This is a genomic window from Streptomyces sp. NPDC055025, from assembly GCF_053608565.1.
Genome location: NZ_JBSGVS010000004.1, coordinates 142,150 through 163,282 on the forward strand (window position 1 = coordinate 142,150; position 21,133 = coordinate 163,282).

Sequence of the window (21,133 nt, forward strand, 5' to 3'; positions counted from 1 at the left end):
CCCGCGCGGTGGGCCCGTCCGCCGCGTCGCCGGGGCGCGGCCGTGACCGCCGCGGACGGGGGCGCGAGACCGGTCGCTCCCATCGTCCCCGTCGCTCCCCTCGTTCCCGCCGTTCCGATCGCCACGGCCGGGTCCACGGGGTCGCCGCTCACGGGCCGTGCCGCGCTCGTGGACCGCGCGGACTTCCCGTTGGTGCACCGGCGTACCTATCTCGACTCGGCGAGCAAGGGCGCGCTGGGCGGGCCGGTCCGGACCGCCGTCGCCCGCTTCCTGGACGAGTGGGACGAGGGAGGCGCGCGCTGGGACCTGTGGCTGGAGGAGATGGAGGCGGCGCGCGGCGCCTTCGCCCGGCTCGTCGGCTGCGCACCCGAGCAGGTGTTCGTCGGCAGCTCTGTCTCGTCGGCCGTCGCCGCGCTGACGACGGCACTGGACTACCGGGAACGGCCCGAACTCGTGCTGTTCGAGGACGACTTCCCCACCCTGGGCGATATCGCGCTGAGCACCCGCCGGCTGGGTGCCCGGGTACGGCTGCTGTCCGCGCCGGACGGGGGCCGGGGCGGTACGGACGCCGCGCTCGCCGCCCTCTCCGAGGCGCTGACCGAGCGGGTGGCGGCCGTCGTCGTCAGCGGGGTCCATCACAACGGCCGGTACGAACTCCCGCTGGCGGAAGTGGCGGACATGTGCCACGCGGTGGGGAGCCTGTGCGTGGTCGACGGCTACCACCAGGCAGGTGTGATCGGTGTGGACGTCACGGCGAGCGGGGTCGACGCGTGGACCTCGGGCTGTATGAAGTATCTGCTGGGCTCGGCGGGCGGTTTCACCCTGACGTACTGCGGCGACCTGCTGCTGGAGCGGGCCCGGCCGCTGGCGGTCGGCTGGCTCGGCGCGGCGGAGCGGTTCACCACCGCCCGGTCGGCGGTACGGCGCCGGCCGGACGCGGCCCGCTTCGACTCGGGGCTGCCGTCGCTGCTGTGCGCGTCGGCCGCCCGAGCCGGTCTGGAACAGGTGCTGTCCTGGGACGGGGCCGCGGTGGAGCGCCATGTCCGGGCCCTGGTGGCCGACGCCGCCGAGGCGCTGGCGCGGGCGTCCGGACGGCGCACGCCCCCGCCGCTGCGGAGCGCGGGCGCGATGCTGTGCGTCCCGGTCGACGACATCGTCGCCGTACGGCGGTCGCTGGCCGAGGAGGACGTGCTGACCGGTTCCTGGCTGGACTGGCTGCGGGTGTCCTTCCACGCCTACAGCGACGAGGAGGATGTCCGCCGGTTCGTGGAGGTGATGGAACGCCGGGACCTGCTCCGGCACATCATTCCGCGCCTGGGGACGGGGAGTTGAGGGGGACACCACTCGGGGAGCCGAGGGGGACGCCAACCGTCGCGGTGGGTACCGGCGGCTCCTGGAGCGCGGGCAGCCGCCGGACCGTCCAGTCGTCGCCGGAGCGCCGCAGCCGGCGGGCGACCTCGGCGGCGGTGTGCGGCTCGGCGGCGAGCAGTTCGCCGGTGAGCGCCGTGACACAGGCGCGCGACAGCCAGCGGTCGTCCGCCGCGGACCATTCGCGGAGCGCGGGTGCGAGGACGTGCGGGTGGGTGCGGGCGAGATAGCGCAGACAGAAGGGCACGTTCTTGCGTACATAGGGCCCGTCGTCGGCGAGCGGCACACGCAGCAGCCGGATCAGTTCCTCGACCGCGGACGGCTTCTGCCGCTTCGGCTGGCGGGCCACGACGAGGAACGCGCGGTGCTCGCGATCGCCGCGGTCCTCGGCCGCCCAGCGGCGCACCAGCGGCAGAACGCGTCCGGCGTCCGCGACGAGCGCCTCCCGCACCCCGAAGGTGGCGGCCTCACGCACCGTCCAGTCGCCGTCGCCCACCAGCGGATCGACCAGCGACCGGGCGTCGTCGTCCTGGTGACGGAGTACGAACCAGGCGGCGGCGTATCCGGCGACACAGCGCGCCTCCGGGACGGCGGACGCGGCCAGCCGGCCGAGGATCGCGGTGTGTTCGGCGGCGGGCGCCGTACGCAGCGCCTTGGCGGTCACCCGCAAGTCGGCGACCGGCCGCCCGGCGAGATCTCGTGGCGACGGGACGGGTGCGGCGGGTGTGGCGGGTGTGTTCATACGGTCGTCCTCCCCCGGCCGATGGGCGCACCAGCATGGCACACACCGGTCCGGACCAGGCCGGGGCAGGCCGGGCCGGAGAACCTGGGCGGTGTGGGCCGAGCCGGGCCGAGCCGGGCCGCCTCGCACCGGGTCGCGCTCCGCCGCGCAGCCCGTCGTCGGGCAGGAGGTCAGCCGACCAGGGCGTGGTGGATGTCGTGCGCGGAGCGGCCGTCCGCCGTCGGCCGAGCCCGCCCGGCCGGGCCGGGGCCGGGGCCGGTGGAGTCCATCCACTCCAGGACCGCCGCGACGTCCGCCACGCTGGGCAGTCCGCCGATGCGGTACGGCGGCGGCGACCACCGGTCGTCCGTCGCTATGCCGGCGGCGGTCAGCACCTCATGGGCGAGACCGGGAGAGGCCGCCACAGCGGCGGCTCCGTCACGGCACGCGGCGAGAAAGGCCGCGGCCGTCCCGGCTCCCGGCGCCCGCTCCCCGGCGGCGGTGCACAGGGTCGGTCCGGGCGGGGTGAGCGTACGGTCGGTGGCCAGCACCGTACAGCCGCGGCTCACACACCACGAGCCCGCGGGCTCCGGCAGGACGGCCCAGTCCACGGCGCCTCCCACGAGGGCCCGGCCACGGGCGGTGATGTCCTGGATGTCCACGACGGTGACCTCCTCCCAGCCGCGGTCGAGCAGGCCCAGCAGGAAGAAGGCGCTGAAGTCGGCGATCGTTCCGCGCGAGACGGCGAGAACCGGCCGCGCCCGTGGCTCGGCCGGGGCCGCGAGCAGCCGGAACATCCCGCCCTCCCCCGGCCGGTCCAGCAGATTGGTCATGATCCGCATGGCGGTGGCGGTCAGATGGATACGCAGCACACTGACGAGGTTCATCAGGGCGACGTCGAACTCCCCGGCCAGGAAGGCCGCGTCGCGCTCCGCCGCGCCGGTGACCAGGGTGAGACGCACCGCGACCCCGCGGCGGGCGAAGGCTCCGGTGTGCTCGGCGGCCAGCAGCGGCACCGCCTTCTCCCCGGTCATCAGGCCGACCCGCAGTTCACGGGCCTCGCTCACCGCGCGCCGCCCGCCTCGGCCGGAGCCTCTGCTGGGGCCTCTGCGGGGGCCTCTGCGGGGGCCGGAAATGCGTCGCGGCGGTCGACGAGCCGGCGCGGCTTGCCCGGACCGTCGTCGGCCACGAGGTCGTCGTACGCGCACCACTCCAGCTCGATCTCGACGGAGCCGACCGCCGCCGACATGTCCAGGGACATCTCGCGCAGCCCCGCGATCAGCCGCCGCACCGCCTCGGGGGCGAGCGGCCGGTCGTGCTGGGTGGCGACCCGTACCGACAGCCGGTCGCCGGTGGTGAACCACTGCCTCTCCATGGGGACTTCGTCGACATACGCCCGGAAGTCGGTGATCCCCTCGGCGCCGACCACCGCCTCTTCCACCTGCCACGCCCACAGCTTCTCGCCGGACTCCAGTACGGCGGACTCCGCGATCCGGCCCAGGACCCGTACCTCCAGCGGAATCACCGGGCCCTCCTGTCCGACCCGGGTCAGCCGTACCAGATCGCCCGTGCGGTAGCGCACCAGTGGCATGCCTTCCTGGAACAGCGTGGTGACGACCAGTTCACCGGTGGCGCCCTCCCGCAACCCGGCGGGCCCGTGCGCGGTCAGCACCTCGTACGCCAGGTCCGAGGTGAGGGCGATCGAGCCGTCGGCGGCCGGATCGCAGCCGAGATGGCCGAGCTCGGCCGATCCGTAGAAGCTGTGGACCGCGTCGAGCCCCCAGGACCGCCGCATCGAGGCGCGCAGCCGGCCGGAGACCGTCTCGCCCGACAGCAGCAGCATCCGGGTGCCCAGCGCCGCGGCCGCGTCCCCGGGGCCGACGAGGGCGGCGAGCCGCTGGGCGTAACCGGGAGAGGTCGCGATGACATCCGCGCCCAGCTCACGCAGGAGCGCGAGCGTGTGCGCGATACCCGGCCCCTTGCCGACCGGCACCACCCGTAGCCCCAGTTCCTCGCCGGCCGAGGTGAAGTCGGGTCCGATCAGCCAGATGCCGAAGCCGTGTGCGACGACCAGTGTGTCGCCCGGGTCGACACCGCAGGCGACCAGACCGGCCGCGGTCCTGCGGACCGTCGCCGCGCGGTCGCGAGCCGTGAAGAAGGCCGGCTTGGCGGATCCGCCGGTGCCACTGCTCGCGTACGCGGTGACGCCCGTCCGCGCGGCCATCCGCGGACCGCCGCGCAGCAGGTCGGCCGCGCTGGTGAACGGGGTGTCCGCCCACTTCGCGCGGGCGTCCGCGCCGCCATCGCCGTTGCCATCGCTGTCGTTGCCGCTGCCGCTGCCGCTGCCTCCGGCCGGCAGATCGCGGTAGTGCGGGGACACCTGTGCCGCGCGGTGTGCGGCGGCGCGCAGTGTGTGCTCCGGTCTGCTGGCGAGCGGCGCGCCGTCCCCGGTGCTCATGCCGGGCTGCCGTGGAGGTCGACGGACATCATCTGCAACTCCGGCTTGTAGGGCTGGGGGAAGCGGTGGTTGTCCGCGTTGAAGAACGCCTTGGAGATCGTGTCCATGTAGTGCACACCCCGCGGTGTGATCCGCAATGCCTCCCCGCTCTCCTCGGTGAGACCGCCCGCCGCCAGCAGATCCAGTGTGTCCGGGAACGCCTCGCGCAGCGTACGGCCGAACCGCTCGCGGAAGGGTGCCAGGGGCAGTTCGAGGTGTTTGACGCCGAGCACGGCGTAGCGCGAGCGGCGGTCGGAGTCGGTCAGGGTACGTCCGGCGAGTACGGGCGGGGCGCCGCCGGCGACCGTACGGGCGTACTCGCCGAGGGTGTGGATGTTCCAGTACACCGAGCCGTTGAGGAATCCGACCGCGCCCGGACCGATCGCCGCGTACTCGCACTGGGGCGCCGCCCGGTGCCTCAGCTCGTACACCGACTCACGGCCCGGCAGACAGAGGTCGAAGCCCGCGCTGCTGCACGAGCCGTAGTGCCGGTATCCGGCGCCGGCGAGGGTGTCCAGCGCCGTCTGCGCCATCCGGACCTCGGTCTCCTCTCCGGCCTGGGGGACGGTGCGCCCGAGCCGGATGCCCCGGCCGAGCGGCCCCATCGGGTCCAGCAGCATCCGGTAGGTGCTGATGTGGTCGGCGCCGGTACGCGCGGCCCGGTCCAGATCCGCCGACCAGGACTCCATGTCCTGGCCGGGGAGCAGGAACATCAGATCGATGGCGACGTTGTCGAAACCGGCCCGTCGGGCGGCGGGCACACAGGCCGCCGAGTCGTCCGCGGTGTGATGGGAGCCGATGGCCGTGAGCATACGGGCGTCGAAGCTCTGTACGCCGAAGCTGATCCGGTTCACCCCCGCCTCGCGCAGCGCGGTCAGATACTCGGCCGTGGCGTGTGCGGGATGGCATTCCAGACAGACTTCGGCGGCTTCGAGATCGAATCTCTCCCCGAGCCGGGCGAGCAGCGAGCCGACACGGGCGGCGGACAGCACCGACGGGGTGCCGCCCCCGAAGTAGACGAAGTCCGCCCGGTCCACGTGCGGTGCGACCACGTTCCCGTACAGCGCGATCTCCTGTTCCAGCAGGCCGCCCAGCCGGTCCGGGTGTGTGCCGCTGAGGAACTTGTTGTAGTTGCAGAACGGGCAGATCTGATCGCACAACGGGACATGCAGATAGATCCCGAAGCCTGCCGAGCCGTCGGTCGGCCGGGCCGTCAGATCCGCCGGGGTGAAGGGGCGGATGTTCACGGGAAAGTAGGTGATGTACTCGCATTCCCTCGCGAGCGGGCCGGTCAGGGCAGGTCCGACCGGATCCAGGCCGGTCGGGCCCAGGCCAGTCGGATCCAGGCCGACCGGATCCAGGCCGGTCGGATCCACGTCGGTCGGATCCGCGTCGCTCAGGTCCTGGTCTGTGCTCATGCTTCGTCCTCCTCGGCGAATCCGCTCATCAGATGCACGACCTGCCGCATCGCCGTGTCCACCTCGGGCACCGACGCGCCGGCCAGGGCGAACCCCGCGTACGGGACCTTCTCCGCGGACGCCGTCACGAGGGTCGGGACGAAGGCGATGCCCCGGCCGGCGAGGACACGCGCCACGGTCTCGAACCGCGCGTGCAGACGTTCCTCCGGGATCGCCCTCGGCAGGGGCAGGGTGTCCTCGGTCCGGACGACCACCGGCCGGCCGGCCGACGCTCCGAGGTTCGCGGCGATGGCCATGGCGACGCAGGGGCCGGTGCGGCGGGCGTTGATCTCGGTCGGCGCGAGCCGCCCGTCCCGCGCCCGTACGAAGTCGACGTCGAACCAGCCCCGGTAGCCCTCGGCCGCCAGCATCGCGCCGACCGCGCGGCCGAAGTCCGTCACCGCCCGGCGCAGCGGCTCGGGCAGCGCGCCGGGCCCGGTGGTGGCCCCGCGGTAGTGGGTGCCCGTCACATGCATCAGCGCGGTCCCCCGGTCGGCGACGCCGTCACCGGTGATCTCGCCGTCGTAGGTGAGCTGGCAGTGGAGCGGGTGCGGTTCGACATACTCCTCGACGAGCAGGGGCACGACGCCGAAGATCGCGTCGTCGTCGGTCAGCGCGCGCAGCAGGGCCCACATGCCGTCCTGGGTGGGGATCTCGTCGGACCGGACCAGCCGGGTCCCGAAGCCGCCGACGCCGAAGTCCGACTTGAGCATCACCGGACCCGTGCCCGCCCCGGCCCGTGCGGCGAGCGCCGCCGCCGCGGTCTCCGCGTCGTCGTAGACCTCCTGACGGGGGATCAGGATCTCCGGCCGGCCCCGCGCGCACTCGGAGAAACGGCGGTGTGCCTCGCGCTTGGACTCGAAGGACGCCTGTCCGTGCCGCCGGACCGGTCCGCCGTCCGGATCCTCGGGACCGGACACGGCGGCGCGCAGCCGCTCCGTCCCGGCCGTCTCGCCCCACGCCAGCAGACGGCCGCCGCCGGGCGCGTCCAGCGCGGTGTGCAGGGCCGCCACCATCGCCGGATCGGCGGCGAGCACATCGGACACCGCGGGCTCACCGGCGGTCCAGTGGACCGATATCCGGGGCCAGTGCAGATATCTGCGCTGCATGTCGAGCCAGGAACGGTCGAAACGCAACGGCAGAAAGACCGGGCCGGGATCGGCCGAATAGAACAACGCGAGCCCGGCGTAGTGATGACCTTCCATGTCCCACGACCGCAAATGATCGCTGCGGAATTGCGCCGGAAAGAATTGACGGTTGTACTCGGCCACATTGCCGATATGGGCGTTACCGCCAGCCATGAATCAGTCCGGCCATGATGACTTCCCCCCTGGGCCGCCGTCCGGCCGCTCAGCGTAACGGGCTTCCCGGCCGGGCACCAGGCATGGGGCGGAGGGTTTTGAATTCGCGACGGCCGTGGCCGGTGTTTCGGGACATCGGCGGCGATCACCACTTCTCCGCGTCCGGCCATATCCCCGGCATGCGGATCCGTATCCGAAATGGCCTGATGGAGGGTATGAGGGAAGGAGTGGACCGATGGGTTCGACCATGGGTTATGACTATGTCGTCGTCGGCGCGGGGACGGCCGGATGTGTGCTCGCCGCCCGGCTGACGGAGAACGAGAACGTCCGGGTGCTCCTGCTGGAGGCGGGTGCCCGGGATCCTCTGGAGCTGATGGCGGTGCCGGGTGCCTGGCCGGCGCTGATGGGGAGTACGGCCGACTGGGGCGGCATGACGGTCGTACAGACGTCGACGGGGACGGCGATCCCGACGCCCCGGGGGCGGGGGCTCGGTGGTTCCTCCAGCATCAACGGGCTGAACTTCATCCGCGGGCATCGCTCCAGCTATGACGTATGGCCGGAGCGGGGCGCCACGGGGTGGGGATTCGACGATCTCCTGCCGTACATGCGGCGGAGCGAAACGGCGGAGGGACGCGATCCCGCGCTGCGCGGCCAGGACGGGCCGCTGACGGTAGGGCCTCCGGTCGAGCCCCATCCCCTGGTGGCCGCGTGTGTCGACGCGGCGGTGGAGACCGGGCACGCGCGCGCGGACGACATCAGTGGAGGCGTGGAGACGGGTTTCGGCTGGTGCGACAACAACATCGCGGACGGCGCGCGCCAGAGCGCGGCCGACGCCTATCTCAGGCCGGTGATGAGCCGGGCGAACCTCGATGTGGTGACCGACGCGCTCGTCCTGCGCCTGGTGGTGGCCGACGGCCGCTGCCGTGGGGTCGAGTACGCGAAGGACGGTGGGACCCGCTCCGTGGAGTGCGCCGAGGAGGTCGTGGTGACGGCGGGCACGATCGGTTCCGCACAGCTCCTGCTGCTGTCGGGGATCGGACCGGCGGACCATCTGCGCGCGGTGGGGGTGGATGTGGTGCTCGACCTGCCGGGTGTGGGGGCCGATCTGCACGACCACCCCATGTCGACCGTCACCTACACCGCCAGGCGGGCGGTCCCGCGGAACATGAGCAATCCCCCGGGGGAAGCCATGGGAATGGTACGGACCGGTACCGGCACCGGTACCGGCCTGGCCGTACCTGATCTGCAGATCCTCTTCGCGAGCCTGCCCTACCGTGCCCCGTCACTGCCAGGGCCCGACAACGGCTACACGATCGCCTTCTCGGCGGTGAATCCCCGGAGCCGCGGATCGGTACGTCTCGCGAGCGCGGAGGCCGGAACGGCGCCTCTGGTGGACCCGGACTACCTCGGGGACAGTCGCGACATCGAGACGATGAGGACCGGTCTGCGCGTAGCCCGTCGGATCGGCGAGGCGGACGCGCTGGCCGCGTGGCGGGACGAGGAGGTGCTGCCGGGCCCGGGGACGACCGACGACGAGGACGCCGTCCGTGACTATCTCGGCAGGAGCCTGCTGGTCTACTACCACTATGTGGGTACCTGCCGGATCGGACCGGACGGGACCACCGCCGTCGTGGATCCCGAGCTCCGGGTGCGAGGTGTCACCGGGCTCCGCGTCGCGGACGCTTCCGTCATGCCCTCCATCGTGAATTCCAACACGAACGCGGGCGTCTACGCGATCGCCGAACGCGCGGCGGCTCTCATCAAGGGACAGACCGAGGTCATTTCCTGACGGGTTCGTCCGCGGCCTGCTCTTCCTCTTCGTCGTCTTCTTCGTCCTCTGCGTCTTCTTCCTCGCCGACGTACTCGGACCCGGCCTCCGCGCCTTCTTCCTCGTCGTCCGCTTCACCGGCTTCGTCGAGTTCCGTGTCGTCCTCCGCGGCTTCCTCCTCCTCCATCGCCTCTTCATGCGTGCGGAGGACTTCGCCGTCCCTGATCTCACCGCGCCAGCCCTCGGGCTCTTCGTCGGTGAGGGTCACGTGCCGCTGGAAGTGCTTGACGTCGAGGCGGAGTCGACGGCCCTGAGCACGCCAGATATTGCCCGTCTTCTCGAAGAACCCTGAGGGGTAGTACTCGACGACGAGGGCGATCCGGGTCAGATTGGGAGCCAGTTCATGAAAACTGACGGCACCGTGGGTCGACCCCTTGGCACCTTCCGAGTTCCACACGATACGGTCGTCGGGTATCTGCTCCTGAATGGTGGCCTTGAAGCTCCGTGTCGAAGGACCGACCTTGACCCGCCAATCGCTCGCCACATCATCGCTCTTCGAGACACTTCTGACGCCCTTGGTGAAATCGCTGAACTTCTCGTACTGCGTCCAGTGGTCGTAGGCGGTGCGGACCGGTACTCCCACATCGACGAATTCAACGATGTTCGTGACCTTCGTGTCACCGGCCTTCCCGCCGCCGCCACCCCCGCCGAAGATACCCTTCACCCGTCCGACGACGTTGTCCTTCACACTCTTCGCCTTCTCGCTCAGGAATGCCTTCAGCGGCGATTCACCATGCAGAACACGGGAGCCGATGGCAGGCAACTGTCCCCCGTTCTCGGCGACTTGTGTGAGCTTGTCCGTGGCTCCTGATACCTTCTCGCTGAGCTTCTCCGCCGCCTTCCCCACGGCGTGCTCCAATTGCGCGGCGACGTAATGTGTGATCGCGCCACGCGCCCGGCCGGCGACCGAACTCCCGGCGTCGCGGACCTTCTCCGCTGTCTTCACCATGGCTGTCTACCTCCGACGGCTGTCACGCGTGGGGGACGGATCGGTCGCTTTCCTCCTCGGCGCGGCCGTCTTCCTGACCGCGCTCCCGCCCGGAACACCCCTGCCCGCCGCCGGCTTCTTCGCCGCCCGAGCGGCGGAGGCAGCGGACTTGCCCGGCGCCCTGGCCGTCCGACGCCCGCGCCGGGGCGCGTCGGACTCCCCGGTACGGCGGCGGCCCGACGGCGGGGGTGGCTCGTCTTCCGTCTCCTCCTCCTCGGACTCCTCACCCTCGCCCTCGTCCTCGAACTCGCCCTCGTACTCCCCCTCCGGTTCCTCCGCTCCTTCTTCCTCTTCCTCCGGCTCGTCCTCGTCCGGCTCCTTCTGCTTCCCGCCGAGATTGACGGCGCGGCTGCTGATCGAGTCGCTCAGCGAGCCGACGCCCCGGCCGACCACGGCCGAGAGCGCGCCGCGCGCCGCGTCGACCCCTTCCTCGCGCACCTGCTCCTGCAACTCCGCGACCTGCGGAATCTCGCCCAGGCGCCGTACTCCCTCGGTGACCAGTTGCTTCGGATCGAGGCCGAGGCCCTTGCCCGCCACACAGGTCGCGACGGTCAGGGCGAGTCGGCCTTTCTTCGTACGGCCGAGCACATAGCCGCCCAGTACCGCGAAAGCCACGGCCACTTTGGTTCTCCGATCCATGACTGTGCCACCTTTGATCACATTGTTCGGAAAAGGCCGGTACCCGCCTCGCCGGGCGGCGCCCGCCTCACTGCACGCGTGACGATTCGCCCTCGGACTCGTCGTCGGCTCCGGGCACATGTACGTCGAGAACGCCGATGTTCACCTCGACCACATCCAGTCCGGTCATGCTCTCCACGGCTTCGGAGACATTCGACCGGATGCTGCCGGCGGTCTCGGTGATCGGTGTGCCGTATTCGACGACGATGCCCAGATCGATCGCCGTCTGCTTCTCCCCGACCTCCACCTGCACGCCGCGCGCGGCGGAGTCGTCCGTGCCGGGCATCTTGCCGCGTACGGCTCCCAGGGTGCGGGACACCCCTCCGCCCATGGCATAGACACCGGATGACTCACGGGCCGCGATGCCCGCGATGGACGCGACGACCGAGTCGGCGACCGTGGTCTTTCCCTTGACCGTGCTTTCCCTGCTACCCGCCATAGTGGCTTCGTTGGTTGCCATCAGGGGACGCCCCTTCCCGCAATGAGGATCCGCACACCAGTACCTTGATGAGGTAAGCGAAAATGGAGTGCGCGACCGGAGAGTCACCCCTCACGGCGCTGCCTCTTCCTCTCCACTCTGCCCGGCATGTCGTAGCGACGCCATTCGAGTGACGCCATGAGAAATGATCATGACCGTATGTCTTTTTCCGACTGTCTTTCCCGACCGCCGGACATCGATTGCGCCGGGCCCTGGAGGAGCCGACAATTGCTTACGGGGCCGAATCGTTGAGGATGTGCGGACACCATGGACGACGCCGAAAACGCCGATGCCGAGTACGGCGGCCTCGAAGCCGAGGAGGACCCGGGGGACGAGGTCGCGCTGCCTGACGCCGACGGGACGGCGGGGGACGAAGCGCCGGGGGACGAAGTGGTCGACCAGCGCAACCCGGACGTGTACCTCGATGTCCCGGTGCTGAACATCGAGGAGATCAATCTTGAGGTCGAGGACCTCTCCGCACGGGTGTCGCTGCGGGCCGAGGTCCTTGATCTGCTCAAGCTTCAGGTGGGCGCGGATGTGCAACTCGGCAGGGTGCAACTCGGCATCAAGGGCGTGGAGGCGCAGGCCCGTCTGGAGGTCCGCCTCGGCAATGTGGCCGCCATCGTCAATCGCGTACTGACGACGATCGACCGGCACCCCGAGATCCTGGGGGAGTTGACGCGTGGTGTGGGAGCGGCCGTCGAGGAGGTCGGAACGGGTGCCCGTCATGCCGTCGGCGAACTGGGCCATGGCGCGGGCCGGGCCGTCGAGGACGTGGGACGCGGAGCCGGTGGAGCGGTCGAGCAGGTGGGCCGAGGCGCCGGCGAAGCGGTCGAAGAGGTGGGGCACGGGGCCGGCGGAGCGGTCGACAAGGTGGCACGCGGGGCGGGCGAAGCCGTCGGGGACGTGGGCCGGGGTGTCCGGGAGACCGTCGAGGACGTGGGACAAGGGGCCGGTGGGACGGTCGAGGACGTGGGACGCGCGGCCGGTGAGACGGTCGGACGCGTGGGACGCGGGGCGGGCGAAGCCGTCGACGACATGGGACGCGGCGTCCGGGAGACCGTCGAGGATGTCGGCGACACGGCCGGTGAAGTCGTCGGGGACACGGTGAGGAAGCGTGGCCGCAGAGAGGTCAGGGCACCGGAAGTGAGCAACCCCGAACGGAAGGACAGTGAGACACGGTCGTCCAGGACGGCCCGGCGCCGTACGGCGCATCGGCGCCAGGTGGGCTGACAGCGCCGAGCGGGCCGACAGGCGGTGGGGGCGAACCGGATCGACAGACCACCGGTCTCTTATTAAGGGACCCGTGGTCTTTTATGCTGGGCACCGGTCCCGATACCGGTCCCGCGTGCAACCGTCTCGCAACGTTCCGTGGGGTTGGCTCGGGCTCCGTCCGGTCCGATCGCGCTGGAGGAACCATGACCGAGCAGGCTCCCCCTCAAGAGCCACGCGTGCAGCTGACCCCCGCCGCCGCCGGGCTGATCCGGCGGCTGCGGACGGATCACGGGCCGCTGATGTTCCACCAGTCGGGCGGCTGCTGCGACGGCAGCGCGCCGATGTGCTACCCGGACGGCGAGTTCCGTACGGGTGCTTCGGATGTGCTGCTCCAGTCCCTGGAGATCGAGGGCGTCGCCGAACCGGTGCCCTTCTGGATGTCGGTGAGCCAGTACGAGGTGTGGAGCCACACCCGGCTCATCGTCGATGTGGTGAAGGGACGCGGCAGCGGCTTCTCCCTGGAGGCGCCCGAGGGGGTGCGCTTCCTGATCCGTTCAAGGCTGTTGGGAACGTAGACCGCCCCCGCCCGACGGAACACCTCCGCCCACCGGAGCACCCCCCATCGCCGTCACGGTCTGAGGTTGCTGACCACCCCGGCCGTGGCGGAGATCCCGTTCGCGATGGTCGGCGCCATGCTCGTGCCCGAGAGGAAGAACCCGAGCAGGACGCAGACCGCGGCGTGCGAGAACTTCAGTCCGCCGTTGCGTACGAAGATCACCGCGAGGATCACCAGGAGCAGCACCACTGAGATCGAAATGGCCATCGACAAACCTCCTCCGCCGCACCGGAATCGCGGCATTCGGCCGCCAGTGTGGCGGAGGAGGAGGCCCGTACCCCCGACTGGCGTGTCCGCCGTACGGGTGGTTGACCTCGGGTGATCCCGGACAACCCTCAGGGACGGCGCGTGCGCAGGAAGCGTTCGAGACCCGCAAGGTCGTCCGTATTGAGATGGTCGACCCCGGCGGCGAGCAGTTCGGCCCAGACGGCGTCCCGTTCGGGACCCGCGAGATCCGGAGTCGCCCAGAACCGCACCCGCTGGCCGCGTCCATGGGCGGTCGCGACGATACGGCGCAGTTCGGCGCGTTCCGCCGCGGGGAAGGGGCCCACACCCTGCCAGCTGAAGCTCTGGGTCCAGTTGCTGCTGATCAGCGGTACGAAGGAGGCGGGGGCGGTCGTTCCGAGGTCCTCCAGCCGTCCGTCGTAGAACGCGTACCGCACCCGCTGCGCCTCCATCGGCACCCGGGCCGCCCGGTCGCCCGATATCACCGGGGTGACCGCGCCGAGGCGCACGGAGCCGTGCGCGTAGGTGCTCAGTATGGAGCGGTACGAGGTCAGTTGGCGGTGGAGTTCGTCGTAGGCGGCGACCCCGTCCGTCTTGATGTCGATGAGCAGTTGCACCGGACGGTGGCAACCCCGGTACACGGAGCCGTGGTTGGCCCGTACGCGCGCGAGCAGCGGATCGAGGTAGAGCCCCGCGAGGGTACGGGACGGGTCGAGAGCGGCGGGCTCATGGGCGACGAGGAGTTCACCGTCCACCAGGAAGACATCCGCCTCCACACTCGTGAAGCCGTGTGACAGGGCGTCAAGGAGCGGGCGGGGGTGCAGATAGTCGTTGTGGGCGTGTGCCTGACGCAGCGGCAGGGGTTCCCGGCGGCCGGGTGTACGCGTGGCGGCCCGCGCGTACGCGGGAGCCGCGAGGGCTCCCGCGAGCGCGGCGGCGAGCGTGCTGACGGCTCTGCGGCGGGTGGTGAGGGCCATGATGCTGATGCCTCCGGTGGACGCGGTGGGGCGCGGACCAGGCGAGTATCCGCCCCGGCGGGTCCCGACCGGGGCCGTCCGCCGCAGAGTTCGTCACCGCGCCACCTGTGGTTCAGCCGGCCCCGGGCCGGTCCACCGGTCCCGGTGCCGGTGCCGGTCCACCGGTCCCCGGCCGCGCCGGGCGGGATGTGCCGGACGGGCCCTATCGGGGTCCCGGCAGATCCACGAGCGCGGCCAGTGTCTCCTTGTGGCGGCCCGGTGAACCCAGCGCGAGCTCATCGGACTTGGCGCGCTTGAGGGCGAGATGCGCGGGGTGCTCCCAGGTCATCCCGATCCCGCCGTGGAGCTGGACGCACTCCTCGGCCGCGTGGACGGCGACCCGGGCGCAGTACGCCTGGGCGAGGGCCACCGCGAGCGGTGCCTCGGAGCTGCCGGTGGCCAGCGCGTCGGCCGCGTTGCGGGCGGCGGCGCGGGCGGAGACGACCTCCAGCCAGAGCTGTGCCATCCGGTGCTTGAGCGCCTGGAAGGATCCGACGGGACGGTTGAACTGGTGCCTCTCGCGGGTGTGCGCGACGGTCTCCTCCAGACACCATTCGGCGATTCCGAGCTGCTCGGAGGCGAGCAGCCCGGCCCCGGCCAGCAGCCCGCGGCGTACGGCGGCCTCCGCCACGGGCGGCGCGGCGATCCGCAGACCCGCGGTGGCGTCGACGGTGACCGCGGCGAGCGGACGGGTCAGATCGAGCGGGGTCAGCGGCTCGACGACGACGCCGGGTGAGGCCGTCTCGACCGCGTACAGTCCGTCTTCCTCCAGCACCAGCAGGACATCGGCCCGCCGCGCGTCGGCGACACCGGTGATGGTCCCCGCGCCGACGGGCAGCGGCCCGTCCGGGGCGGTGGTGAGCGGTACGGCGAGCACCGCGACCCGGTGGCCGTGGGCGAGCGCGGTGAGCAGCCCCGCGACATCCGTGCTCTGCGTGCTCTCCCCGTCGCAGGCGAGCAGCGTCTCGGTCGCGATCACCGAACTGGTCAGATACGGCGCCGCCGTGACGCTCCGGCCCAGCTCCTCCAGTACGACGGCGGCTTCGCGCGGGCCCGCGCCCTGGCCGCCGAGCTTCTCGGGGACGAGCAGCCCCGACACACCGATCCCGGCGGTGAGCGAGGTCCACAGCCCGGGGTCGTAGGGATCTCCGGACTCGGCGCGCAGGAGCGCCGCCGGTACATCGCGGCGGTCGGTGAGCAGGGACCGTACGGCCGCGCGCAGATCGTCCTCGATGTCGGAGTAGAGCAGATCGGGGGCGGTCTCGGGTCCGCTGGGCGGCGGTGTCATCGTGTCAGGTCCTTCCAGGGGACGTCCTTGTCGTCGCGCGGTTCGGCGGGAAGACCGAGAACCCGCTCCGCGACGATGTTCAGCAGCACCTCGCTCGTACCGCCCTCGATCGAATTGCCCTTGGAACGCAGATAGCGGTAGCCGGCGTCGCGTCCGGTGAAGTCGACCAGCTCGGGCCTGCGCATGGTCCAGTCGGAGTACAGCAGGCCTTCCTCGCCGAGGAGTTCGACCTCAAGTCCGCTGATCTCCTGGTTGAGCCTGGCGAACGCGAGCTTCAGTCCGCTGCCTTCGGGACCCGGCTGTCCCGCGACGAGCGACTGGCGCAGCCGCTCCCCGGTGAGCCGGGCCACCTCGGCCTCCACCCAGAGTGTGAGCAGCCGCTGGCGCAGCTCGTGGGTGCGCAGTCCCGGCCGCTCGCGCCAGGTCCTGGCGACCGGACCGATCATGCCGCCCTCGCGCGGGAGCCGGGCACCGCCGATGGAGACCCGCTCGTTCATGAGTGTGGTCCTGGCGACCTTCCAGCCCTCGCCCACCTCGCCGAGCCGGTGGGCGTCGGGGATCCGCACATCGGTGAGGAAGACCTCGTTGAACTCGGCCTCACCGGTGATCTGGCGCAGGGGCCGCACCTCGACACCCGGGTCGGTCATATCGCAGAGGAAGTAGGTGATGCCCCGGTGTTTGGGCAGATCGGGATCGGTACGGGCGATGAGGATGGCCCAGCGGGCGAGATGCGCGCTGGACGTCCACACCTTCTGGCCGTTGACGATCCAGTCGCCGGAGGCGGAGCCGCCCTCGCGTACGGCACGGGTGGCGAGCGCGGCGAGGTCCGAGCCCGCGCCCGGCTCGCTGAAGAGCTGGCACCACACCTCCTCGCCGGTCCACAGGGGCCGCAGGAAGCGCTCCTTCTGTTCCCGGGTGCCGTAACGCAGGATCGTCGGCGCGGCCATGCCGAGACCGATACCGATCCGCCGCGGATCGTTGCCGGGCGCGCCCGCCGCGGCCAACTCGGCGTCCACGACGCCCTGGAGGGAGCGCGGCGCGTCGAGTCCGCCGAGCCCCACCGGGCAGTGGACCCAGGCGAGTCCGGCGTCGAAGCGTGCCGTGAGGAAGTCGGTGCGGTCGGTGCCGGCCGGCGGGTGGTCGGCGAGCAGCTTCCTGGTGAGGGAGCGCAGTTGGGCGGCGTCGCTCATCGGGGCGCGCCTTCCGGAAGGACGACGACCCGGCCGGTGGTAGCGCCGTCGGCGACCCGCTGGACGGCGTCGGCCGCGCCCTTCATCGGCACCCGCTCACTGATGAGCGGCCTGATCGAGCCCCGGGCCACGAGCGCGGTCAGCTCCTCGTGGCAGGCGGCCACCGCCGCCGGGTCCTTGCCGGTGTACAGCCCCCAGTGCAGGCCCATGATCGAGTAGTTCTTCACCAGCGCGTGGCCGAGGGCGGGGGTGGGGATGGTGCCGCTCGCGAAGCCCACGACCACGATACGGCCCTCGAAGGCGACACACCTGGTGGACCTGGTGAAGGCCTCGCCGCCCACCGGGTCGTACACCACATCCGCGCCCCGGCCGCCGGTGGCCTCCTTGACGGCCGCGACAAGGTCGTCCGTACGACGGTCGATCACCAGGTCACAGCCCTGTTCCAGGGCCACCCCGGCCTTGTCCGGGCCTCCGGCGACCCCGATGACGGTGGCTCCCGCGGCCTTTCCGAGCTGTACGGCGGCGCTGCCGACCCCGCCGGCCGCCGCGTGGACGAGCAGGGTCTCCCCCGCCCTCAGACGCGCCCGTCGGTGCAGTCCGAACCAGCCCGTCTGATAGCCGACATGCAGGGCCGCCGCCTCGGCGTCGTCCAGCGCCTCGGGCGCGGCGAAAACCGCGGACTCGTCGGCGACGGCGTACTCGGACAGTCCGCCGTACGGCAGGGCGGGGGTGGCGATGACCCGCCGTCCGTCCTCGGTCTCCCCGCAGATCTCCACGCCGGGTGTGAAGGGCAGCGGCGGCCGTACCTGGTACTCGCCGCGGCACAGCAGCGCGTCCGGGAAGTTGATGTTCGCGGCCCGGACCCGCAGTGCCACCTGGCCGTCGGCGGGCTCGGGGCGCTCCGCCTCTTCGAGCCGCATCACCTCGCCCGGCTCTCCGTTCCGGTGTACTCGCCATGCTTGCATTCAGGGCCTCCACACGATGAGCGGTACCGCACTTGACCGCATACTAAGCGGTCGCTTGCCACCGTGGGAACAGGATGCCCGACGGGTCTCTCCCGGTGCCGGAACCGACCGCCGGACCGGGTCGCCGGCCTGGCGCACCCGGCCGGCGGGTCCATGGACCTCACACGGCCGTCGCGGTCCCGGTCGGTCCGTGCCTGATCGGTCCGTGCCCGGTCACTCCGCGCTGATCTCGTGAACTCCCCGGCGGACGGGCTCCGTTCGGTCCGGGAAGATCGGAACGGGCCGGGTCCTGCGCAGATACGCCTCGGCGTGCCAGATCGCCTCACGCGCGGTGCGCTGCCCCATGAGCACACAGAGGGTGTACGCGACGTCCTCGAACCGCCCCCGGGTGGTCTCGTCGAGCGGGTCGGCGAGGACGAGCCTTTCCCAGGCCCGGTAACGGGCCAGCAGATCAGCGACCAGATGTCTGTCCGGCAGCAGCATGTCCACCACCTCCCGTCATCGCGCGCAGCGCGAGACCAGTCCCCTGGAGGCCATTCTCCCCCCGCCGCCCCGCATCCGCTCGGCGAGGTCCGGCGGCCCTGACGGAAGCGAGGCCACCGGTGCGCCGGGAGCGGTCCGGGCGGAAGGGTCCGGAACCGTACCCGGACCGCCGCAGCCCGGACCGCCGCCGGGGGGGGCGGGGGTCAGTCCTCGCCGCGCGCGAGCGCCAGCAGCCGGTCCAGCACCCGCGGGGCGCCCGCGCGCAGTCCGTCGTGCTCGTACTCGTCCGTCACCCAGGTCCGCAGCCCGCGGATCGCCCGCGCGGTGCGCAGGGAGTGTTCCGTGTCGACATACATGTCGTCGTGGTAGACGGCGGCGGCCACCGGCACCTCGTTGGCGGCGAGCCGGCCGGTGTCGTACAGCGCGGGCCAGCCGGTACGGGCGGCGAGGAGTCCGGCGGCCTCCCGCAGGGGGCGCAGCGCGGGATCGGACTCGAAGTGCCAGGGGTGGATGCTCTCGCCCGTGAAGTACAACGGGCCTTCCCCCGCGAGGGTCTTGGCCGCGTCGAAGCGGGCGAACTCGGCGCGCACCCGCTCGGCCGCCCAGTCGGTGGGCCGGCCGCCCTGGGCGTAGATCACCTCGTGGAGCACGGCGTACAGCGGGTGTCCGGCGTACGAGAGGGCCGACGCCACGCCCTCCTGGAACGCGTCGGAGAGCGTCTGGCCCGCGTGGGTACGGACGAAGGCGTTCTCCAGCAGATAGTGGAGCTGGTGGCTGCCGTCGCCGCCGCCGAGCAGGATGCCGAGGGACTGGAACGCCTCGGGGGTCAGAACGTATCCGGTGGGGAGCACGGGCCGGTGCTCGGCGACATGCTCCGCGATCGCGCGGGCCCTGCCGATGTCCTGCGGATAGCGGGCGTAGTGCGCCTCCACCTTGCGCGCGATCCGCGGATAGGCGGCGCGGTAGACCTCGTCGGCCGTGGCGTCCAGGGAGGGCAGTCCGCCGGTGATCAGCACGGTCCGCAGCCCCTCGGGGGCGGTGGAGAGATAGTGGACGGCGCAGAAGCCGCCGAAGCTCTGGCCCAGCACGGTCCAGGGGGCGCCGCCGGTCAGCCCCGGCCGGATGGTCTCGCAGTCGCGCACGATCGAGTCGGCGCGGAAATGGGCGAGATACTCCGCCTGCTCGCGCGGACCGCCGCGCAGGGGCAGGGTCTGCCGGTTGGCCGGGGTGGAGAGGCCCGTGCCCCGCTGGTCGAGGAGGAGCACCCGGAACTCCTGGAGGGCGCGCCCGAGCCAGGCCTGCCGCCCGGTGAAGCGGCGCGCGCCGAAGCCGGGACCGCCCTCCAGATACACCAGCCAGGGCAGGTCCGCGTCGGCGTTGGCGCTCGCGACGACCTCACGCGCGAAGAGTTCGATCCGCTCGCCCGACGGATCACCGTGGTCCAGTGGGACCGAGAAGCGGTGGTCGGTGAGGACGACGCCGGGCTGGCGGTAGCTGGTCACGGGTGCTCCTGTTCTCGCGCGCCCCCGCCGGGGGCGGTCACGGCGGACAGTTCAGCACACGGGTCACCAGCGGTCGCGCGGGGCCCCGCCCGCTTCTAGCGTGGGGACATGATCCGGTTCGAGCAGGTCACCAAGGTCTACCCGGACGGAACGGCCGCTGTACGGGATCTCTCCTTCGAGGTGGCCGAGGGCGAGCTGGTGACTCTGGTGGGGCCCTCGGGGTGCGGCAAGACGACCACGATGATGATGGTGAACCGGCTGATCGAGCCGACCTCGGGCCGTGTCCTGGTCGAGGACCGGGACATCTCGGGTGTCGACCCGGTCGCCCTGCGCCGCCGTATCGGCTATGTCATCCAGCAGGTCGGGCTGTTCCCGCACCGCACGGTCCTCGACAACACCGCGACCGTGCCCGCCCTGATCGGCTGGAAGCGGGCGAAGGCCCGCCGCCGGGCGGCCGAGCTGCTCGAACTGGTGGGCCTCGACCCCGCGGTCCACGGTCCGCGCTATCCGGCGCAGCTGTCGGGCGGGCAGCGCCAGCGGGTGGGGGTGGCACGGGCCCTGGCGGCCGATCCGCCGGTGCTGCTGATGGACGAGCCGTTCGGCGCGGTCGACCCGGTGGTGCGTGAGCGGCTCCAGAACGAGTTCCTGCGGCTCCAGGCGGCGATGCGCAAGACCGTGCTGCTGGTGACGCACGACATCGAGGAGGCGGTGCGGATGAGCGACCGTATCGCGGTGTACGGGGAGGGGCACATCGAGCAGTACGACACCCCGGCCGCGGTGCTCGGCGCCCCCGCCACCGCGTATGTGGCCCGGTTCGTCGGCGCGGACCGGGGGCTGAAGCGGCTGTCGGTCACCGCCGTCGAACCGGCCGATCTGGAGGAGCCCCCCGTCGCCAGGACCGATGAGCCGGCCCGGGACGCGGCGGCCCGTATGCGCGGACAGGGCGCGCGCTGGGCCGTGGTCCTGGGCGCCGACGGCGAACTCCACGGCTGGGTCTCCGCGGACGCGCTGGCCGAGGCCGGTGAGCGGGGCTCCGTCGGCGATCTGGCCCGCCGTATGGAGGCCTGGGTACCGCTCGGCTCCCCGCTGAAGCAGGCGTTCAGCGAGATGCTCCAGCATGACGCGGGGTGGGTGGCGGTCCTCGACGGGGCGCGCTTCCTCGGCGTCCTGACCCCGGCGAAGCTCCATGAGGCCCTGCGCCGCTCCGTGGACGCGGACGCCCAGGGCATCGGGCGGAGCGAGGTGGACTTCGACTCGGTGTCGGACGCGTAGGCCCTGTCCGGCCGGAACGGGGGCCGAGCCCGTACGTCCGGTCCG

Annotated in this window: 20 protein-coding genes; 5 read left to right on the forward strand and 15 right to left on the reverse strand. The window is 71.7% G+C overall.

The genetic code is table 11. From position 1 onward, the window contains the following. The first annotated feature begins 42 nt into the window (after positions 1–42). A complete protein-coding gene (locus tag ACWGDX_RS04230; protein ID WP_453622063.1) occupies positions 43–1,332 on the forward strand; it encodes an aminotransferase class V-fold PLP-dependent enzyme in 1,290 nt (429 codons plus the stop codon). Here the strand turns inward: ACWGDX_RS04230 and ACWGDX_RS04235 are convergent. The 5 genes from ACWGDX_RS04235 to ACWGDX_RS04255 form a co-directional block, all read right to left on the reverse strand. Continuing rightward, positions 1,304–2,110, reverse strand: coding sequence for a DNA alkylation repair protein (locus ACWGDX_RS04235; protein ID WP_453622065.1), 807 nt, complete (start codon positions 2,108–2,110; stop codon positions 1,304–1,306). The genes ACWGDX_RS04230 and ACWGDX_RS04235 overlap by 29 nt on opposite strands. Before the next feature lie 170 nt (positions 2,111–2,280). Continuing rightward, a complete protein-coding gene (locus ACWGDX_RS04240) occupies positions 2,281–3,156 on the reverse strand; it encodes a hypothetical protein (protein ID WP_453622067.1) in 876 nt (291 codons plus the stop codon). After that, the gene (locus ACWGDX_RS04245; RefSeq protein ID WP_453622069.1) at positions 3,153–4,547 is read right to left on the reverse strand and encodes a phenylacetate--CoA ligase family protein; all 1,395 of its coding nucleotides are present in this window, start codon (positions 4,545–4,547) and stop codon (positions 3,153–3,155) included. The genes ACWGDX_RS04240 and ACWGDX_RS04245 overlap by 4 nt, the downstream gene beginning before the upstream one ends. Further along, positions 4,544–6,004, reverse strand: coding sequence for a coproporphyrinogen-III oxidase family protein (locus ACWGDX_RS04250; protein ID WP_453622071.1), 1,461 nt, complete (start codon positions 6,002–6,004; stop codon positions 4,544–4,546). Before ACWGDX_RS04250 ends, ACWGDX_RS04245 begins: the two co-directional genes overlap by 4 nt. Then, entirely contained in the window at positions 6,001–7,344 is a 1,344-nt protein-coding gene (locus tag ACWGDX_RS04255) for a hypothetical protein (RefSeq protein ID WP_453622073.1), read from the reverse strand. The genes ACWGDX_RS04250 and ACWGDX_RS04255 overlap by 4 nt, the downstream gene beginning before the upstream one ends. A gap of 235 nt (positions 7,345–7,579) precedes the next feature. Here ACWGDX_RS04255 and ACWGDX_RS04260 point away from each other — a divergent pair, with 235 nt between their 5' ends. Beyond that, positions 7,580–9,133, forward strand: a complete 1,554-nt coding sequence (locus tag ACWGDX_RS04260) for a GMC family oxidoreductase (RefSeq protein ID WP_453622075.1) — start codon at positions 7,580–7,582, stop codon at positions 9,131–9,133. On the opposite strand, the gene ACWGDX_RS04265 is transcribed toward ACWGDX_RS04260, so the two are convergent. From ACWGDX_RS04265 to ACWGDX_RS04275, 3 genes are all read right to left on the reverse strand, one after another. Continuing rightward, positions 9,123–10,121, reverse strand: coding sequence for an SRPBCC family protein (locus ACWGDX_RS04265; RefSeq protein WP_453622077.1), 999 nt, complete (start codon positions 10,119–10,121; stop codon positions 9,123–9,125). The genes ACWGDX_RS04260 and ACWGDX_RS04265 overlap by 11 nt on opposite strands. 6 nt (positions 10,122–10,127) lie before the next feature. Next, the gene (locus ACWGDX_RS04270) at positions 10,128–10,799 is read right to left on the reverse strand and encodes a histone protein (RefSeq protein WP_453622079.1); all 672 of its coding nucleotides are present in this window, start codon (positions 10,797–10,799) and stop codon (positions 10,128–10,130) included. 67 nt (positions 10,800–10,866) lie between these two features. Beyond that, positions 10,867–11,298: an Asp23/Gls24 family envelope stress response protein gene (locus ACWGDX_RS04275; protein ID WP_453622081.1), complete on the reverse strand. Its 432-nt coding sequence runs from the start codon at positions 11,296–11,298 to the stop codon at positions 10,867–10,869. A 285-nt stretch (positions 11,299–11,583) separates the two neighbouring features. Here ACWGDX_RS04275 and ACWGDX_RS04280 point away from each other — a divergent pair, with 285 nt between their 5' ends. Both ACWGDX_RS04280 and ACWGDX_RS04285 read left to right on the forward strand, forming a co-directional pair. Continuing rightward, on the forward strand, positions 11,584–12,549 hold the full coding sequence (locus ACWGDX_RS04280; RefSeq protein WP_453622083.1) for a hypothetical protein: 966 nt from the start codon (positions 11,584–11,586) through the stop codon (positions 12,547–12,549). Positions 12,550–12,734: 185 nt separating this feature from the next. Beyond that, positions 12,735–13,106: a DUF779 domain-containing protein gene (locus tag ACWGDX_RS04285; RefSeq protein WP_453622084.1), complete on the forward strand. Its 372-nt coding sequence runs from the start codon at positions 12,735–12,737 to the stop codon at positions 13,104–13,106. 53 nt (positions 13,107–13,159) lie between these two features. On the opposite strand, the gene ACWGDX_RS04290 is transcribed toward ACWGDX_RS04285, so the two are convergent. The 7 genes from ACWGDX_RS04290 to ACWGDX_RS04320 form a co-directional block, all read right to left on the reverse strand. Further along, positions 13,160–13,354 (reverse strand): hypothetical protein, encoded by a 195-nt coding sequence (locus ACWGDX_RS04290; protein WP_453622086.1) that lies wholly within the window; start codon positions 13,352–13,354, stop codon positions 13,160–13,162. Positions 13,355–13,482: 128 nt separating this feature from the next. Beyond that, positions 13,483–14,349, reverse strand: coding sequence for a phosphatidylinositol-specific phospholipase C/glycerophosphodiester phosphodiesterase family protein (locus ACWGDX_RS04295; protein ID WP_453622088.1), 867 nt, complete (start codon positions 14,347–14,349; stop codon positions 13,483–13,485). A gap of 202 nt (positions 14,350–14,551) precedes the next feature. Then, the gene (locus ACWGDX_RS04300) at positions 14,552–15,676 is read right to left on the reverse strand and encodes an acyl-CoA dehydrogenase family protein (protein WP_453622090.1); all 1,125 of its coding nucleotides are present in this window, start codon (positions 15,674–15,676) and stop codon (positions 14,552–14,554) included. Continuing rightward, positions 15,673–16,866 carry an acyl-CoA dehydrogenase family protein gene (locus tag ACWGDX_RS04305; RefSeq protein WP_453622092.1) on the reverse strand — a complete coding sequence of 398 codons (1,194 nt, stop codon included), beginning with the start codon at positions 16,864–16,866 and terminating at the stop codon, positions 15,673–15,675. Before ACWGDX_RS04305 ends, ACWGDX_RS04300 begins: the two co-directional genes overlap by 4 nt. Beyond that, complete coding sequence (locus ACWGDX_RS04310; protein ID WP_453622094.1) at positions 16,863–17,831, reverse strand: NADPH:quinone oxidoreductase family protein; 969 nt, start codon at positions 17,829–17,831, stop codon at positions 16,863–16,865. The genes ACWGDX_RS04305 and ACWGDX_RS04310 overlap by 4 nt, the downstream gene beginning before the upstream one ends. Positions 17,832–18,044: 213 nt before the next feature. Further along, entirely contained in the window at positions 18,045–18,314 is a 270-nt protein-coding gene (locus ACWGDX_RS04315) for a DUF5133 domain-containing protein (RefSeq protein WP_365901145.1), read from the reverse strand. 203 nt (positions 18,315–18,517) lie between these two features. Beyond that, positions 18,518–19,816, reverse strand: coding sequence for an alpha/beta fold hydrolase (locus tag ACWGDX_RS04320; protein WP_453622096.1), 1,299 nt, complete (start codon positions 19,814–19,816; stop codon positions 18,518–18,520). Positions 19,817–19,924: 108 nt separating this feature from the next. Between ACWGDX_RS04320 and ACWGDX_RS04325 the strand changes: the two genes are divergently transcribed. Further along, positions 19,925–21,088 (forward strand): ATP-binding cassette domain-containing protein, encoded by a 1,164-nt coding sequence (locus ACWGDX_RS04325; protein ID WP_453622098.1) that lies wholly within the window; start codon positions 19,925–19,927, stop codon positions 21,086–21,088. The last annotated feature ends 45 nt before the right edge of the window (positions 21,089–21,133 follow it).